22 protein-coding genes and 1 other annotated feature are annotated in these 17,139 nt (G+C 42.9%); of the genes, 19 read left to right on the top strand and 3 right to left on the bottom strand.

All coding sequences use genetic code 11. The features are described from left to right. The first annotated feature begins 18 nt into the window (after positions 1-18). From mutM to ACFVSH_RS05585, 17 genes are all read left to right on the top strand, one after another. Positions 19-849 carry a DNA-formamidopyrimidine glycosylase gene (gene mutM, locus ACFVSH_RS05505; RefSeq protein WP_260285391.1) on the top strand — a complete coding sequence of 277 codons (831 nt, stop codon included), beginning with the start codon at positions 19-21 and terminating at the stop codon, positions 847-849. Between the two features lie 79 nt (positions 850-928). Further along, positions 929-1,561 (top strand): sporulation membrane protein YtaF, encoded by a 633-nt coding sequence (ytaF, locus tag ACFVSH_RS05510; protein ID WP_260285389.1) that lies wholly within the window; start codon positions 929-931, stop codon positions 1,559-1,561. A 23-nt stretch (positions 1,562-1,584) separates the two neighbouring features. Next, positions 1,585-2,184 carry a dephospho-CoA kinase gene (gene coaE, locus ACFVSH_RS05515; protein WP_387602443.1) on the top strand — a complete coding sequence of 200 codons (600 nt, stop codon included), beginning with the start codon at positions 1,585-1,587 and terminating at the stop codon, positions 2,182-2,184. Between the two features lie 160 nt (positions 2,185-2,344). Further along, complete coding sequence (locus ACFVSH_RS05520; protein ID WP_387602446.1) at positions 2,345-3,382, top strand: glyceraldehyde-3-phosphate dehydrogenase; 1,038 nt, start codon at positions 2,345-2,347, stop codon at positions 3,380-3,382. A 357-nt stretch (positions 3,383-3,739) separates the two neighbouring features. Continuing rightward, positions 3,740-4,120 (top strand): adenosylmethionine decarboxylase, encoded by a 381-nt coding sequence (speD, locus tag ACFVSH_RS05525; protein WP_034311443.1) that lies wholly within the window; start codon positions 3,740-3,742, stop codon positions 4,118-4,120. A 269-nt stretch (positions 4,121-4,389) separates the two neighbouring features. Further along, positions 4,390-4,851, top strand: coding sequence for a transcriptional regulator NrdR (gene nrdR / locus ACFVSH_RS05530; protein ID WP_057911467.1), 462 nt, complete (start codon positions 4,390-4,392; stop codon positions 4,849-4,851). 64 nt (positions 4,852-4,915) lie between these two features. Beyond that, positions 4,916-6,328 (top strand): replication initiation and membrane attachment family protein, encoded by a 1,413-nt coding sequence (locus ACFVSH_RS05535; protein ID WP_387602449.1) that lies wholly within the window; start codon positions 4,916-4,918, stop codon positions 6,326-6,328. Further along, the gene (gene dnaI, locus ACFVSH_RS05540; RefSeq protein WP_260285386.1) at positions 6,315-7,253 is read left to right on the top strand and encodes a primosomal protein DnaI; all 939 of its coding nucleotides are present in this window, start codon (positions 6,315-6,317) and stop codon (positions 7,251-7,253) included. The genes ACFVSH_RS05535 and dnaI overlap by 14 nt, the downstream gene beginning before the upstream one ends. Before the next feature lie 120 nt (positions 7,254-7,373). Then, a complete protein-coding gene (gene ytxC, locus ACFVSH_RS05545; RefSeq protein ID WP_387602452.1) occupies positions 7,374-8,234 on the top strand; it encodes a sporulation protein YtxC in 861 nt (286 codons plus the stop codon). Between the two features lie 389 nt (positions 8,235-8,623). Beyond that, positions 8,624-10,555, top strand: coding sequence for a threonine--tRNA ligase (gene thrS, locus ACFVSH_RS05550; RefSeq protein WP_387705204.1), 1,932 nt, complete (start codon positions 8,624-8,626; stop codon positions 10,553-10,555). Between the two features lie 106 nt (positions 10,556-10,661). Beyond that, positions 10,662-10,832 (top strand): hypothetical protein, encoded by a 171-nt coding sequence (locus ACFVSH_RS05555; RefSeq protein ID WP_179085987.1) that lies wholly within the window; start codon positions 10,662-10,664, stop codon positions 10,830-10,832. A gap of 52 nt (positions 10,833-10,884) precedes the next feature. Next, positions 10,885-11,379 carry a GNAT family N-acetyltransferase gene (locus ACFVSH_RS05560; RefSeq protein WP_387705206.1) on the top strand — a complete coding sequence of 165 codons (495 nt, stop codon included), beginning with the start codon at positions 10,885-10,887 and terminating at the stop codon, positions 11,377-11,379. Positions 11,380-11,504: 125 nt separating this feature from the next. After that, positions 11,505-11,641 (top strand) — a sequence feature (ribosomal protein L20 leader region). 98 nt (positions 11,642-11,739) lie between these two features. Beyond that, complete coding sequence (infC, locus tag ACFVSH_RS05565; protein ID WP_034309072.1) at positions 11,740-12,240, top strand: translation initiation factor IF-3; 501 nt, start codon at positions 11,740-11,742, stop codon at positions 12,238-12,240. Between the two features lie 34 nt (positions 12,241-12,274). Beyond that, positions 12,275-12,475: a 50S ribosomal protein L35 gene (rpmI, locus tag ACFVSH_RS05570; RefSeq protein ID WP_034309070.1), complete on the top strand. Its 201-nt coding sequence runs from the start codon at positions 12,275-12,277 to the stop codon at positions 12,473-12,475. Positions 12,476-12,510: 35 nt separating this feature from the next. Continuing rightward, positions 12,511-12,870: a 50S ribosomal protein L20 gene (gene rplT / locus ACFVSH_RS05575; RefSeq protein ID WP_034309067.1), complete on the top strand. Its 360-nt coding sequence runs from the start codon at positions 12,511-12,513 to the stop codon at positions 12,868-12,870. Positions 12,871-12,938: 68 nt separating this feature from the next. Then, positions 12,939-13,214 carry a DUF1294 domain-containing protein gene (locus ACFVSH_RS05580; protein ID WP_387705208.1) on the top strand — a complete coding sequence of 92 codons (276 nt, stop codon included), beginning with the start codon at positions 12,939-12,941 and terminating at the stop codon, positions 13,212-13,214. 60 nt (positions 13,215-13,274) lie between these two features. Beyond that, entirely contained in the window at positions 13,275-13,844 is a 570-nt protein-coding gene (locus ACFVSH_RS05585) for a TVP38/TMEM64 family protein (protein WP_034309063.1), read from the top strand. A 53-nt stretch (positions 13,845-13,897) separates the two neighbouring features. Here the strand turns inward: ACFVSH_RS05585 and ACFVSH_RS05590 are convergent, their stop codons facing one another. After that, the gene (locus ACFVSH_RS05590) at positions 13,898-14,278 is read right to left on the bottom strand and encodes a sigma-w pathway protein ysdB (protein ID WP_387602464.1); all 381 of its coding nucleotides are present in this window, start codon (positions 14,276-14,278) and stop codon (positions 13,898-13,900) included. Positions 14,279-14,381: 103 nt separating this feature from the next. Here ACFVSH_RS05590 and ACFVSH_RS05595 point away from each other — a divergent pair, with 103 nt between their 5' ends. Together ACFVSH_RS05595 and ACFVSH_RS05600 are read left to right on the top strand one after the other, a co-directional pair. After that, positions 14,382-14,876 (top strand): dUTP diphosphatase, encoded by a 495-nt coding sequence (locus ACFVSH_RS05595; RefSeq protein ID WP_387602467.1) that lies wholly within the window; start codon positions 14,382-14,384, stop codon positions 14,874-14,876. 64 nt (positions 14,877-14,940) lie between these two features. After that, the gene (locus ACFVSH_RS05600) at positions 14,941-16,026 is read left to right on the top strand and encodes a M42 family metallopeptidase (RefSeq protein ID WP_387705210.1); all 1,086 of its coding nucleotides are present in this window, start codon (positions 14,941-14,943) and stop codon (positions 16,024-16,026) included. Between the two features lie 60 nt (positions 16,027-16,086). On the opposite strand, the gene ACFVSH_RS05605 is transcribed toward ACFVSH_RS05600, so the two are convergent. Together ACFVSH_RS05605 and ACFVSH_RS05610 are read right to left on the bottom strand one after the other, a co-directional pair. Beyond that, on the bottom strand, positions 16,087-16,791 hold the full coding sequence (locus ACFVSH_RS05605) for a LutC/YkgG family protein (protein ID WP_387602637.1): 705 nt from the start codon (positions 16,789-16,791) through the stop codon (positions 16,087-16,089). Next, positions 16,785-17,139, bottom strand: a 355-nt coding sequence (locus ACFVSH_RS05610; RefSeq protein WP_387705212.1) for a lactate utilisation protein LutB domain-containing protein, incomplete at its 5' end; no start/stop codon positions are given. The genes ACFVSH_RS05610 and ACFVSH_RS05605, both read right to left, overlap by 7 nt.

Consider the following 17,139-nt stretch of genomic DNA (forward strand, 5'->3'; position numbering starts at 1 on the left):
AAAAGATAGGTGATTGCAATGCCAGAACTTCCAGAAGTGGAAACAGTCAGAAGAACGTTAGAGCAGCTCGTGCTCGGAAAAGAAATCAAGGAAGTGTCAGTCTTCTGGCCAAAGATCATAAAAGCGCCTGAACCTGTCGAACAGTTTCAGGATGCTTTAAGGGGACAGACGATTACGGGAATAGGTCGTCGGGGCAAGTTCCTCATTTTCACCTTGGATGATTATTCATTGGTTTCGCATTTAAGAATGGAAGGGAAATACGGCGTGCATCCAAAAGAAGAGCCGTATGATAAGCATACCCATGTGATCTTCACTTTCACGGATGGCAGTGAACTCAGGTACAGGGATGTCCGGAAATTCGGAACGATGCATCTATTTGCCAAAGGGGAAGAACTCGAGCGGCTGCCACTGTTGCATTTAGGGCCTGAACCGTTGTCTGAAGATTTTACTGTCGAGGGGCTAAGTGGCAAGTTGGCAAGAACCAACAGGAAAATCAAGCCCGTTCTCCTTGATCAAACGGTTGTCGTCGGGATTGGGAATATATATGTAGACGAGTCGTTATTCCGTTCCGGTATCCATCCGGAGAGAATCGCTTCTTCACTCTCGTTGCAGGAAATCAAAACGTTGCATGCAGAAATCATCGCGACGTTAGGTGAAGCTGTGGAAAAAGGCGGGAGTACGATTCGATCATACATTAATTCCCAAGGGCAAATCGGCATGTTTCAGTTGGAACTTAATGTTTATGGACGAAAAGGCGAGAACTGCAAAACATGCGGCACGCCACTTGAAAAACTGGTCGTTGCAGGACGCGGCACACATATTTGCCCGTCATGCCAGCCGTTAAAATAGGTAATGTTTTTTCAAACACATCGGATGGGCTCCATCCATATACTAGGGTAGCAACGAGTAGGGAAGGAGTATTATTCCGATGTGGCTACAAATTATTTTTCTCGCTTTTGCAGTTAGTATTGACGGATTTGGCGTAGGTATGACATTCGGTATGCGGAAGATGAAAATCCCCTTAAGGTCAATAGCGGTCATCTCGTTTTGTTCTGCCTTGAGTTTAGGTATTGCGATGGTCATCGGACAATTCATCAGTCAGCTCATATCGGTCGGGGCGGCTGAAAAAACGGGTGGCATCATCCTCATTTTCCTTGGTGCCTGGATGGTATACCAGTATTTTAAGCCTGAAAAAGATTTGAAAGATGATAGATATCATGAAAAGATCATCTTTAATTTTGAAATTAAATCACTTGGGGTAGTCATTAATATTTTACAAAAACCATTGAATGCCGATTTTGATAAATCAGGTACGATTACGGGTGTTGAAGCGCTTGTTCTGGGATTTGCACTTTCGCTGGATGCGTTCGGGGCCGGAGTTGGCGCGGCTATGATCGGCATTTCACCGATTATCCTTGCAGGGTGCATCGCTGTTATGAGTTCAATTTTCATTTGGAGCGGGCTTCAAAGCGGGAAATTGCTTTCAAATAATAAAGTTGTCCAGCGATTGACGTTTCTACCAGGTGTACTGTTGATTATCATCGGTATATTCAAGTTATGATACATGGTTAAAAGGGGGAGCTTATGGGACAAATCATTGGAATCACGGGGGGCATCGCCAGTGGGAAAAGCACCGTCAGCCTTTATTTACAGGAACTCGGATTCACGATTGTCGATGCAGATCTGGCTTCCCGTGCCGTCGTTGAGCCGGGTGAAGAAGCCTATCATCAAGTTGTGAAGGCATTTGGTGAAGATATCTTATTGCCGGATGGGAATATAGATCGCGTAAAGCTCGGGTCGATCATATTTAATGATCAGGAAAAGAGATTGCTATTGAATGGCATCGTGCATCCAGCCGTCAGGAAATGGATGCGCCTCAAAACGGAAGAGGCACTATCATCAGGGGAAGAAACGGTGTTCATGGATATTCCGCTCCTATTCGAAAGTAAGCTGACATTCATGGTGGAAAAGACGCTTTTGATCTATGTGGATGAGCAAGTTCAATTGCAGCGATTAATGAACAGGAATGGTCTTTCGGAGACGGAGGCACTAGCCAGGATCAATTCGCAAATGCCTTTGGCCGATAAAAAGGCTTTAGCGGATGCCATTGTCGACAATAATGGGGACATTAATGAAACCAAGAGGCAAGTGAAGTCCATACTTCGCGATTGGCATGTCATATAATTATGATAAAAAAGAAGAAACCACCCGGTTTCTTCTTTTTGTGTTGAAAAAATAAACACAATCCGCATTTTTATTAGCACAATTCCTTTGAATTATGTTATACTAATTACATGTGGAAGGTAATAAGTATAACACTAATATTTTCTGGAGGGTCCGAACAATGAATTCAAGAATAGCGATTAACGGGTTTGGGAGAATTGGAAGAATGGTTTTCCGAAAGGCCATATTAGATGAGGGTTTGGACATTGTTGCCATTAATGCAAGCTATCCAGCTGAAACTTTAGCACACTTACTAAAATATGATACGATACATGGTAAATTCGACGGTATCATTATAGCGGAAGATGATTCACTAGTAGTGAATGGCCGCCGGGTAAAATTAATAAATAACCGCGATCCAAAGCTATTGCCTTGGAAAGAGTTGGACATAGATATTGTAATTGAAGCTACGGGCAAATTCAATGATCGTTCTAAAGCGGCTCTTCATTTAGATGCAGGAGCAAAAAGAGTTATTTTATCAGCGCCGGGTAAAAATGAAGACGTTACCATTGTAATGGGTGTAAATGAGGAAGTGCTGGAAATTGACAAGCATTTCGTCATATCCAATGCTTCTTGTACAACCAACTGTCTTGGACCGGTTGCAAAAGTGCTTGATGAAAAATTCGGCATAAACAACGGTTTAATGACGACGATACATTCTTATACAAATGATCAAAATAATATCGATAACCCGCATAAAGACTTAAGACGTGCCCGTGCCGCTGCGGAAAGCATGATTCCTACGACTACAGGAGCTGCAAAAGCCATCTCGCTAGTGTTGCCGCAATTAAAAGGCAAGCTTCATGGAATGGCGATTCGCGTACCGACACCTAACGTATCTCTAGTCGATCTTGTTGTGGATTTAAACCGTGATGTCACGATTGATGAAGTGAACCAAGCCTTCATCGATGCTTCAGAAAATGAACTCAAAGGAATTATGGAATTCACGATGGAACCTTTAGTTTCCAGTGATTTCAAAACGAATCCTCACTCTGCAATCATCGATGGTTTGACGACAATGATGATTGGGGACAGGAAAGTGAAAGTCCTTGCATGGTATGATAATGAGTGGGGTTACTCCAACCGGGTAGTGGACCTTGTGAAATTGGTGGGATCCGAGTTGAAAAAAACTTCCCAAGTCGAACTATCAGTAAAATAAAGAAAAGAAATCGAGCCTGCTAAAATTTTTTAGCGGGCTATTTTTAATGCAGTGCCCCATCAATTCCTGGCTATTTTAAGGCGCTGAATAAATCCGGAAAACAGAATTTTCCTTACATTGGAACCTTCGCTATAGCCCTATTGCATATAAAGTTATCTTTCCAAAATTTTAATTTGGAGTTGCAAAAAAAATTCAAACAATATATACTATGAATCGTGAACTTCTTCAAAAGCGGTTTGCATGATGGCTACTTAAAGGGTTAGGACCTCTTTGGACTAACTTTCCCCCGTGGTAGTTATCAGAACTTATTTTTAAATCATGGTAAGGGGGAAGCTTAATATGGAAACAGCTTACACTATGGAAACAATGGGCAGACATGTCATTTCTGAACTTTGGGGTTGTGACTTTGAAAAACTGAACAATATCGATTTAATTGAAAAGATTTTTGTTGATGCTGCTTTGAAATCAGGTGCAGAGGTACGAGAAGTTGCCTTTCACAAATTTGCTCCACAAGGAGTCAGCGGGGTTGTCATCATTTCTGAATCACACTTAACGATTCACAGTTTTCCAGAACACGGCTATGCGAGCATCGATGTCTATACATGCGGTAACTTGGATCCGAATATTGCGGCAGATTATATTGCAGAAGCTTTGAATGCGCAAACACGTGAAAACATAGAATTACCACGTGGTTTAGGTCCTGTACAAATGAAAAAAGCCAATATAAGTGCCCTATAAAAAACACGTATACACAGAGATGCCATGGGTGCATCTCTTTTTTAATGCAATGAATCGGCAGCCTGCTTCACATTATAGCTATGGATTGCCTTATAGCACAAAGACCTTGACAAAGGTGCTCCAAGGGCGGAACAAAAGTGCCTGCTGCTGGAAGTTACACTTTTTACTTGTACTGGCCGTTCCTTTTAATATAAGATTAAGATAGAGAAGTAAATCCTTGGGGAACATTTAGATAGGGGAGTCCTACATAAAATACGGAGCTGATAATGATGAAATGCCCATCATGTCAATATAACGGAACAAGAGTGCTCGATTCCAGGCCAGTCGATGAAAGTAAATCGATTCGACGACGCCGTGAATGCGAGGCATGTGGTTTTCGATTCACGACATTTGAAAAGGTGGAGGAAACACCGCTTATTGTAGTGAAAAAGGGCGGGACACGGGAAGAGTTCAGTCGTGATAAAATCCTGCGTGGCTTAATCAGGGCTTGCGAAAAACGCCCGGTTCCCTTGAAGGAACTAGAGCAAATTACCAGTTATGTAGAAAAAGAACTGCGCAACCAGGGCATATCGGAAGTGAAAAGCGACAATGTCGGCGAAATGGTAATGGACAAGCTGGCGGAAGTCGATGAGGTTGCCTATGTAAGGTTCGCATCCGTCTATCGACAATTTAAAGATATCAATGTCTTTATCGATGAATTGAAAGATTTAATAAATAAAGAAAGAAAGTAGAGCTGAAGATTCACTTTGGCTCTTTTTTCACTACATCTTTTGAAAGGTTTGAATGGAGATGTCAATGCATTGGCAAGAATTGCTCCCAGCGGATTCATATTTGGTCTCATCTGCGGGGCTGCTTCATGATTATGATCGGAAAATACTTACCCGACTATATCAACCTCTTATTGGACCTATTTGCATTAGCCTATATATGACGTTATGGAGTGAGCTGGAGGAAAACAGGCTATGGTCGGAAATCTCCTCACATTATCAATTAATGAATACCATCGGCCTTAAGTTAGGTGATATTTACGAAGCACGCCTTTTACTTGAAGGAATTGGTCTGTTGAATGTATATAAGAAATCGAAAAATGAAACGAAGGAATTCATCTATGAGTTAAACCCGCCGCTTTCGCCCCAGCAGTTTTTCACGGATGGAATGCTGAATATTTACTTATACAAAAAAATCGGCAAAGCGCAATTCAACCGGTTAAAGAGATTCTTTTGTGATGATCATATCTTAACCGATCAATATGAAGGTGTGACTAAATCTTTTGCGGAAGTATTCTCATCAGATCATCTGGACTCTTTATATGTAACCGATGAAGCGAAAAACGAATGGAAACCGATGCCTGAGCAGCAATTCATCGATCGGACGGAAGGCGTCGAGCCATCGGGGTTTGACGACTTATTTGATTTTGACCTTTTATTTGCCGGGATGAAATCCTCGATCGTACCGAAAAAGGCCTTTACTCCGAAAATAAAAAGTACGATTGCCAAACTTGCTTTTTTATATGGCATTGATCCGCTGGAAATGCAAAAACTAGTAATGGATGCCGTTTCATTGGATGATGAGATCGATGAGGAAGTGCTCAGAAAGGCGGCAAGGGACTGGTATCAGATCGAACGGCAGGCAGATATGCCTTCCCTAGTCAATCGGGTGCAGCCGATTCGTGAACGGACACAAAAAGAAGAACCGAAAACACAGGAACAAGAGTTAATCCGTCATTTGGAGACGATTTCCCCGAGGGAGCGGCTGATGCAATTGTCTGGCGGTGCAGAGCCATCAAGCGGTGATCTGAAAGTGGTTGAGGGAGTGATGATCAATCAAAAGCTGAATCCGGGTGTCGTCAATGTCTTGATTGAATACGTCATGCTCAAAACGGATATGAAGTTCACGAAGGGCTATGTGGAAAAGCTGGCAGGCCATTGGGCACGGCTGAAGGTCTCTACGGTCGTGGAGGCGATGGAACTGGCTAAAAATGAACATAGGAAATATCAGGACTGGGCTCAAGGAAGCAGGAATGCTGCGAAGGGCGGCCGGAAAAAGGCGATACGGGAAGAAGTGGTTCCGGAGTGGCTTGAGAAGAAAGAAGAAGCACAGCAGGAGCAGAATGCAGATCACCCTGAATTGAATGCCCAGAAACGCGAGCTTCAGGAGAAATGGAAGCAGTGGAAAGCAGGAGGTGAAATGAACGATGGAAAAGATTAATAGATCCCTTAATAAATTGGCCAATACAAACCAATTTCAACAGCGTTATGAAAAGCTGAAGCAGGAGATTTTTGAAGACGAACAAGTGCGGTTATTTTTGAATGCCAACAGTTCGACGGTCACGAAGGAAATGATTGATAAAAATTTGGGGAAGCTTTATGAGTTCACTTCACAAAGCAATAAATGTGATAAATGTCCAAGCTTGAATGGCTGCATCAATATGATGCAAGGGTATTATCCCAAATTGGTGGTTCAAGGGAAGGCCCTGAACCTGAATTATGAAATCTGCCCGCGGAAATTGGCAGAGGATGAAAAGCGGAAACGGGAAAAATTGATCCGCAGCCTGTATGTACCGAAGGATATTTTAAAGGCGACCATTGAGGACTTTACCCAAACGGATAATGAAAACAAACGCTTGGGTGTTTTAAGTAAGGCGATGTCGTTCATTATGGAATATGAGCCAGGTAAAATGCAAAAAGGCTTATATATATATGGGAAATTCGGTGTTGGGAAAACGTACTTATTAGGTGCGATTGCCAATGAACTTGCAGAAAGGCAAATTTCCTCCCTTATTGTCTATGTCCCTGACTACTTGCGGGAACTTAAGGGATCGATAGGTGATAATACGGTCAATGAAAAAATTGAGATGGTGAAAACGGCCCCTGTCCTCATGCTGGATGATATTGGGGCGGAGTCCATGACGAGCTGGGGACGCGATGAGGTTTTTGGTCCGATTTTGCAATTTAGGATGCTGGAAAACCTGCCGACGTTTTTCACTTCGAATTTTGACCTGAATGGCCTGGAGAACCACCTAACCTTTTCACAGCGCGGTGAGAAGGAAGAAGTGAAGGCGGCCAGGATAATGGAAAGAATTCAATATTTAGCGGAGCCGGTCAAGCTGGATGGCGTGAATCGGAGAAGGTGAAGGAAAGTGGTCTCTTAATGGAGGTCACTTTTTTCTTTTACAAGGCTCATCCTACTTCTAAACACGTCCCCATCCCCATATACATGAACAAAGAGGCAAGGGGGAAGGGGGGATGTCGTAGTGCAAATTTCGTTTCAAAACGATTCAGAGGCAATGAAATTACTGAATTTCGTTTCTGTCCATCCACTGGGGGCAGAATTTCAAGCATACATTCGATTTCTTCCGCAACAAGGCATGCATATGGATATGACGAAGTCTTCAGGTGATAAATGGCTAATTCTGCTTCGTGATGCATTTCATTCTTTTTTATTGGAAGAAAAGACGATTCCTGTTCTGGAGCAAATAATAGTCGGTAAATTTTTTTATAGGGAACGGGAAGAAATTGAAGCCATCATTGAAATTGCATCATCGATCATCGAGGCGGAAAGAGCCAGGGATCAAGATGGAGCATTCAGTACGGAGAAACGATCGATTGAGGAAGGACTTCAAAGCATCTTGGCTGGAAAGGTATCTTTTTCATTCGATTCTTTTACGACCTTCCGTTTAAAATCATTTCAGCACACTTTGGAAAAGTATGTCGTTAAGGCGATTGATGAATACAAGCTGGAGCAGGACTATCAAAATTTCATTGCCACGCTCCGTGATTGCCTGCATGGACAGGAGTCGAAATTAAGAAAGCTCCACCTGGTCAACCGGGATGGTTTTCATTTCTATGATCAGAAATTCAGCAAGCTCGACCGTCCAAAAATCAATAGTATGATCGACAGGAGGCTTCTTGCCAAAAGTTCACTTTTTCTCGATACGGTGATACTTGCCCCGCTTTTATCGATTGCTCCTGAAAACTTGTGCATCTATACCGATGATAAGGAAGAAGGGCTGATCCAGACCATTTCAAGGATTTTCGAAGAACGGGCGACCATCTTGCCACTTTCGTCATTTTCGATGCATTTGAATGATCTTTCGTGGAAAAAAGAAAATTAACCTTGATTTTCACCGTATAACAAATTATAATTTCCTACATACTATTAAAAAACTAAAAGTTATGATGAGGACAAGGGTATTCTAGTCGCCGATTATCAGAGAGGGGAGCCAACAGGCTGTAAGCTTCCTATTCGCATGGAACACTTACCACCTTTAAACTTCGGCTCGGAAAGCAGGCATTCTGCGAATATGAGCTGACGGGAAGCTGCCGTTACCAAGTTACAAGTGCCATTTTGCCGTGAAAAGCAAGCTGGAACGAGGGTGGAACCGCGGGTTGATGATATTTATTACTAAGCTCGTCCCTGTTTTATACAGGGGCGGGCTTTTTTGTGTTGTAATGGAATCAAAAACCTGTAATTTGTCCGAACAATAAGAAGGAGTGAAACTGAATGTCAGAATTACTGAAAATATCTTTTCCTGACGGAGCGGTTAAGGAGTTTGCCAAAGGCACAACAACTGAAGACATCGCTGCATCCATCAGTCCTGGTTTAAGGAAAAAATCCATTGCCGGAAAATTCAATGGTGAATTATATGATTTGAAACGTCCGATTGAACAAGATGGTACAATCGAAATCGTCACACAGGACGCAGCGGATGCTCTTGAAGTATTGCGTCACAGTACAGCACACTTGATGGCACAAGCGATCAAACGTTTGTACAAAAACGCTAAATTCGGAGTGGGTCCAGTCATCGAGGGCGGCTTTTACTATGATATGGATCTAGAGGAATCATTGACTCCTGAAGACCTTCCATTGATTGAAAAAGAAATGAAGAAAATCGTCAACGAAAACTTGGAGATTTCCCGCATCGAAGTGAGTCGTGATGAAGCGATTTCCCGTTTTAAAGAAATCGGCGACGAATATAAGTTGGAGTTGATCGATGCGATTCCTGCCGATCAGCAGGTAACGCTTTATGAGCAGGGTGAATTCTTTGACCTTTGTCGTGGAATTCATGTTCCATCAACGGGGAAAATCAAAGAGTTCAAGCTATTGAGCATCGCTGGAGCATACTGGAGAGGCGATAGCAAAAATAAAATGCTTCAACGTATTTACGGTACGGCTTTCTATAAAAAAGAAGATTTGGCCGAACACCTGCGTTTCCTTGAAGAAGCCAAAGAACGTGACCATCGTAAAATCGGCAAAGAATTGAACTTGTTCATGAGCTCACAAAAAGTGGGACAAGGGTTGCCGATGTGGTTGCCAAAAGGTGCGACCATCCGTCGGACGATCGAAAGATACATCGTGGACAAGGAAGAACGTTTGGGCTATGACCATGTCTACACACCTGTAATGGGAAGCGTGGACCTTTATAAAACATCTGGACACTGGGATCATTACCAGGACGGCATGTTCCCTGCCATGGAGATGGAAAACGAACAGCTTGTCCTGCGTCCGATGAACTGTCCGCATCACATGATGGTCTATAAAAACAGTATCCACAGCTATCGCGAACTGCCAATTCGGATTGCCGAGCTAGGCTTGATGCACCGCTATGAAATGTCAGGTGCCCTTTCAGGCCTTCAGCGTGTACGTGGAATGACATTGAATGATGCGCACATTTTCGTCCGTCCCGACCAAATCAAAGAAGAGTTCAAGCGCGTTGTGAACCTCGTTCTGGAAGTATATAAAGATTTCGATATCAAGGATTATTCATTCAGACTGTCTTATCGCGATCCTCAGGATACAGAAAAATACTTCGATGATGATGACATGTGGGAAAAAGCACAAGGCATGTTAAAAGTCGCCATGGATGAACTTGGCCTGGATTACTTTGAAGCGGAAGGTGAAGCGGCATTCTATGGTCCTAAGCTTGATGTTCAGGTACGTACTGCCTTAGGGAAAGATGAAACGCTTTCCACTGTTCAGCTTGATTTCTTGCTTCCTGAACGTTTTGATCTTAATTACGTCGGTGAGGACGGCAAGCAGCACCGTCCGGTCGTTATCCACCGTGGCGTCGTTTCCACAATGGAACGTTTTGTCGCTTACTTGATCGAAGAATATAAGGGGGCATTCCCGACTTGGCTTGCACCTATCCAAGCACAAGTGATCCCGGTCTCACCTGAGGTGCACTTGGATTATGCGAAAGAAGTACAGGAGAAACTTAAAGCGCAAGGCATTCGTGTCGACCTGGATACACGTGACGAGAAAATCGGTTATAAAATCCGTGAAGCGCAAATGCAAAAAATCCCGTACATGCTTGTTGTTGGTGACAATGAAGTCAAAGAAGGCAGTGTGAATGTACGTAAATACGGTGAACAAAAATCCGAAACGATCGCTTTTGAAGATTTCGTTTCAGCGATTAAGGCGGAAGTGAGCCGTTAAAAGCACAAAGAGGGGCACATATAGTTGTGTCCCTCTTTATAATTATGGCATGATAAAATGATACCATCATGTGAAAATATGTACAGCAATGAAAAGGAGGGTCAGCATGAAAAAGAAATTTTCTTATCTATTCGGACCGACATTCCTTGTCATCATCATCTTATTGTTATTGGATGATTATCGACAATATGCCATTGTCCCGGTCCTGCTTTTTTGGATAGTCCTATTTTCCTGGGACACCATCGAGAAAAAGAAAAAGGCGAAAGAAAACTCCTAGCATTTGCTGGCTTCGATCAGTAAAGACTGTAACCAAAGGGGGTTGGGGATAAATGGAGATAAGAAAGGCTTCAAGGAAAGACGCGGGTAACTTGGCTGCTTTGTTCAATCATGTTGAAGATTCCGGGTATATGCTGTTCAACCCTGGGGAAAGAAAAGCGACGGGGGAACAAATGGAAAAGCAAATGGAGCAAATCGAAAAAAATCCCCTTTCATTTTTCCTCGTTGCTGGAAGCGGCCATGAGTTGATGGGTTACCTAATCTTATTGGGCAATCAAATGGGCCGAACGAGGCACTCAGCCAAAATCGTCATCGGCATCAATGAACAGGACAGAGGAAAAGGCATCGGTACGAAGCTATTTCAGAAAATGGAGGAGCATGCACGGACAAAAGAAATACGGCGCTTGGAATTGTCCGTGATCGCAAACAATGCCCCTGCGCTTTCCTTATATCGAAAGATGGGTTTTGAAAAGGAAGGAATAAAGCGGGAATCACTTTTTTTTGATGGAAAGTATCATGATGAATATTTTTTGTCCAAATTACTTTAAAAAACGTATTGTCAAATAACTGAATGTCTGATAATATTAATTTTGTTGTGAAAAACGAATAAATTAGCATTTGACAAGTCATCAGTGTTTATGATATATTTCTAAAGTGAATTGAATACGTGTTTGAGGAAAAGAAGAAGCACCCGCTTCTCACCTGGTTGACGCAAACAATGCAGTTAACAGGTCATGATTTGATTATTTGGATCTTTCTGAATGAGTCTATCAGTGTGGGTGCAGCATGCATCCACACTTTTTTATTATGATTATATCCTGTAAGCGAGTTGTGAGCGTGACCGAATTGATTCAAATATTCGTATTCGCCAATATCTTTGGAGGTGGCTAACTATTAGTAAAGACGCGATGGTAAACGAGGGCATCCGAGCCCGTGAAGTTCGTCTTATTGACCAAAACGGAGAACAACTTGGAATTAAAACGAAATTCGAAGCATTGGAAATTGCCGCTCGTGTAAATCTTGATCTAGTTTTAGTTGCTGCAAATGCAAAGCCTCCGGTAGCCCGGATCATGGACTACGGAAAACACCGCTTCGAGCAGCAAAAGAAAGACAAGGAAGCACGTAAAAATCAAAAAGTCATCAGTCTGAAAGAGGTTCGTTTGAGCCCGACGATTGAAGAACATGATTTCAATACGAAGCTTCGCAACGGTATTAAATTCCTTGAAAAAGGCGATAAAGTAAAAGCTTCTATCCGATTCAAAGGACGTGCCATTACGCATAAGGAAATTGGTCAACGTGTACTCGTTCGTTTTTCTGAAGCATGTAAAGAAGTGGCTACAATCGAGCAGCACCCAAAAATGGACGGACGCAGCATGTTCATTATCTTAGCACCGAAAAACGAAAAGTAATTGTAAAGTAATTTGTAATGAGGAGGAATACCTTATGCCTAAAATGAAAACTCACCGCGGATCTGCTAAACGTTTCAAAAAGACTGGATCCGGCAAACTTAAGCGTTCTAACGCTTACACAAGCCATTTATTTGCTAACAAATCTACTAAGCAAAAGCGTAAGCTTCGCAAAGCTAGCCTTGTAAGCAAAGGTGACTTCAAACGTATTCGTCATATGCTAGACAACATTAAATAAGTTCGATTTATCGAGTTAAATAGGAGGGAAATAACATGCCACGTGTAAAAGGCGGTACTGTTACTCGCAAACGTCGTAAAAAGGTAATAAAATTAGCTAAAGGTTACTATGGCGCGAAACATATTCTTTTCAAAGTAGCTAACCAACAAGTAATGAAGTCAGGAAACTATGCTTTCCGTGACCGTCGTCAAAAGAAACGTGATTTCCGCAAACTTTGGATCACTCGTATCAACGCTGCAGCACGCATCAACGGTCTTTCTTACAGCCGTTTAATGCATGGTCTAAAGCTTGCTGGTATCGAAGTGAACCGCAAAATGCTTGCTGATCTTGCTGTTGCTGACGAACAAGCATTTGCTCAATTAGCAACTGCTGCTAAACAACAATTAGACAAATAAGTCTGACTGATACAGCCACTCTCTTTTCAAGAGGGTGGCTTTTTACATATTTAAAGGAGGAAATGGGAATGCAGGGAGTATGGTTCATTGCTGCTTATATGATCATCACGAACATCATCGGATTTGCCTTAATGGGAATCGACAAAAGGAAAGCGCGTAATGGGGAGTACCGGATCAGCGAAAGGACACTTTGGTTTTGGGCGGTCATAGGCGGAGGGACCGGGGCCTATTTGGGGATGAAGCAATTCCGCCATAAGACGAAGCATGCCGCTTTTAAGTGGGGCCTGCCCATACTGATGATTCTTCAGATGGCCTTATTGATCAAGATATTCATTCAATTGTAATATGTAGCCCGTATATTGTATATGCTTGTAGAAGCAGCAATGAGTAGCTGGAGGGAGAGCATGAATGATAAACTGACACTTGTGATGAGCTACGTTCAATCTGGAAGCGTGTTTGCACCGTTGATTTTTATCACTTTTCATTTATTAAGGCAATTTTTATTCATTCCCGTCATTGTGGTTTGCATGTCTGGCGGAGTATTATTCGGGGCAGCCTTTGGAACCATCTATTCGGTAATCGGTTTGACGTTGTCCAGTATGGCCTTTTATTTCGTGATAGGCAAATTTCCGAAAACAAAGGATAGGCTGCTGCGGCTTAAGAATAAGCTGTTTGGAAATAGAAAGCTGAATAGTCGGCAAATTGCAGTACTGAGGCTAATCCCGTTCATACACTTTTACTTACTGTCGCTTTGCTTATTGGAATCCAATAAAGGGCTGAAAAATTATTTTTATCTGTCCTTCATGACCAATCTCCCTGTAGCATTCGTATACACGGTTTTTGGCCACTATATTGCAGATTTCAGTCCAACGCTGATCGTCATCATTTTATTATCCTTAACCTTATTGATATATTTATTGAGGGAGAAGCAAACGGTCGTCCCTTGGAAGGAATTTTTTCGTTCAGATGATTAAAGTAGAGCCTTGAGTCCATTTTTCTCAAGGCTCTTCATTACGTTTGGTTTTTTTCATTCCTGCAAAAATTCCTTAACCGGGCTCTTCCAATCAATAACGGCATCCGGATATTGTTTTTTTATGGCTGCCTCGATTTTCAAGAAATCATTTCGCTTCAAGCCTTTCAGTCCTGCCACTTTTTTAGGCCATATGAAGATGGAGATGACCTCGAAGGAGCGATCCGTCGTCCCTAAATACTTTTCCCCTTCAAACATCACCCCGTTGTACGTCAATAAAAAATTCTTTCGTATATTGGCTGTATCGTCGAGCAGAAAGAACTTTTTCTGTTCATGTGCCAGTTCTAATTTTCTTTTCGGATTAAATAGGTATTTGATGACTGTATATATTAAGAAAATGATGAGGGCCAAAAGAATGAACCGCATGATCAATACCATGGAGCTGCCTCCTTAAACAGAGTGATACCCTTCATTTACGTATGGGTTTTTAATAAGTTTCATTTATTTGATATAATTTAGGGGAAGTCGATAGAAAGAAGTGATGAAATTGAACATAGGTAAATTAATGGAAATGCAGGCAGCTTTGGATGAGCATATACAATCAAAGCATGATTTGGGTGCTGAAGATTTAGTGGAACGGAAGATACTTGCTCTTTTGGTGGAGCTTGGAGAGCTTGCCAATGAAACAAGATGTTTTAAATTCTGGAGTCTTAAAGGCCCTTCTGATAAAGAAACGATTTTGGCTGAATACGTGGATGGCATTCATTTCATTTTGTCTCTAGGAATCGAACGGGGGTTTGTACCGGAAGTTCCATCCGCCTTCAAGGTGGATCAGGAGGATTTGACGGTTCAATTTACAGCTATTTACGGCTACATCAGTGAATTTCGCACACAGTTGACAGAGTCATCTTTCCAAAAGGTTTTTGCTGCGTATTTACATTTAGGGGAGTTGCTTGGATTTTCAGCAGTGGATGTGGAAAAAGCATATGTAAGCAAAAATGAAGTGAATTACGAGAGGCAAAAGCAAGGCTACTGATTGTTTATGCAATCGGTTTTCTGTATAATTATTCTTGTAATGTAAGTTATAGGGAGGTATAGGAATGGCTAAATTGGATGAAACGTTAAGGATGCTTGCTGACTTAACGGATGCTAAAGGCATCGCAGGAAATGAAAGTGAAGTAAGAAAAGTGATGGCCGAATACATAACACCATTTGCGGATGAAATATCGACAGATGGCCTGGGAAGTTTGATTGCCAAGAAAACGGGTGATGAAAACGGACCGAAAATCATCGTTACCGGGCATATGGATGAGGTCGGTTTCATGATCACCCAAATTGATGATAAAGGATTTTTGCGTTTTCAGCCGGTAGGGGGCTGGTGGTCACAAGTAATGCTGGCCCAGCGCGTGACGATCGTTACAAGTAAAGGTGATCTAACTGGAATTATCGGTTCCAAGCCGCCGCACATCCTGTCAGCGGAGGCGCGGAAGAAGCCGGTTGATATTAAGGATATGTTTATTGATATCGGTGCATCCAGCAAAGAAGAGGCTAGGGAATGGGGCGTCAAGCCAGGGGATATGGTCGTGCCATATTTTGAATTCACGGTCATGAATAATGAAAAGATGCTGCTCGCCAAAGCCTGGGACAATCGAATTGGCTGTGCAATCGCCATTGATGTGCTTAAACAGCTGAAAGACAGCGACCATCCTAATGTAGTTTATGGAATCGGCGCTGTGCAAGAAGAGGTCGGCCTGCGTGGCTCCAAAACATCCACATTCAAAATTCAGCCGGATATCGGTTTTGCCGTCGATGTCGGCATTGCTGGGGATACACCGGGGGTTTCCGAAAAAGAAGCGATGAGTAAGATGGGGGAAGGCCCGCAAATCGTCATCTATGATTCATCGATGGTGGCACATAAGGGATTACGTGATTTCGTCACCGACACGGCTGATGAAATGAATATTCCTTATCAATATGAATCGATTCCTGGCGGCGGGACGGATGCCGGCTCCATCCATTTAACGGCAAATGGAGTTCCTGCACTGGCTATCACGATTGCCACACGCTACATTCATTCACACGCAGCAATGCTTCACCGGGATGATTATGAGAATGCAGTTAAGCTCATTGTCGAAGTGATCAAACGCCTCGATCGTGAAGCGGTTGATCGGATCATTTACGAGTAATATAGAAAGTTAAAAATGGAGAGGCCTAATCAGGTCCTCTCCATTTTCTTTTCTTTATTTCTATTTATCTTCGACGATTATATAGACCGCTTTGATGGGACCATGGACGCCGACGACAAGGTCCATTTCGATATCAGCCGAATTGCTCGGCCCCGTTATGAAGTTGATGCAGGAAGGAACGACTTCGCCGCGGGTAACTTTTGAACGGATGGCCGCTGCAGCCTGTGTCATTCGTGGAACGATGGTGCTTTTTGGAATGATGGAAACATGGCAGGAAGGAAGGAAGCTGATGGACCGGCCATGGTCCTTGTCGCTGAACAGGACGACGGTAGCTGATTCTGCTAGTGTCATCTCACTGAATGTGATTCCGATGTTAGCACTTTCCGCTTTTTCGATATTTTCTTTCCCGGCTTGGTGATCCCATATATGGACATCTTTTTCCTGTAAGATACCCTCCAATCCATAGTCGGAAAATCGATCGTCCTTAGGGATGATCAAGGATCCGTTTCCAAGTTCCTCGATCACCTGTTTTAAACAATGCATCACTTGCTTGGAGTCGGTAACGTGAAACTGAGTATGCACCCGTTTACATTGCTCCTTCAATTCCGCGACAAGGTCATTTGGTGTCGCATGTTTCAAAACTTCTTTTTGGGGTGCGTGCTTCCATTCCGGAACGGAGATGCCTTCCGTAATCGGAGCCCTTCCAAGGTTTTTGGCTATATTGTTTAAAAATGTCCCTTCATTATGGATGGTTCCAATCATGATGGTTTCCCTCCTTTTTCCCGATTTTTGAACCAGTCCCGAAAGCTCTCTTTCCCTGGAGCAGGGAACTCGCGGCTTTCTGTCCAAGTTTTGAGTGGTCCCGGACCTTTCGAGATGATATCCCCCGTTTTAAAAGGAGACATCGCGGATGGGGCCATTTTGGAGCCGAACTTATAAAGCATAGGCGAGGCCGCACCGATTCCGAAGGCTTTCATGGCCATCTTTTCTGAAAATGGCGCCATTTTTTCCTTTTCAACGATGACCTCACGATGCTTCCTCAGTAAGTCATGGAGAGGAATCTTAACCGGGCAGGCATCTGTACAGGCTGCGCAAAGAGTGGAGGCATATGGC

This window comes from Peribacillus sp. NPDC058002 (genome assembly GCF_042886655.1).
Taxonomy (GTDB): domain Bacteria; phylum Bacillota; class Bacilli; order Bacillales; family DSM-1321; genus Peribacillus; species Peribacillus aracenensis.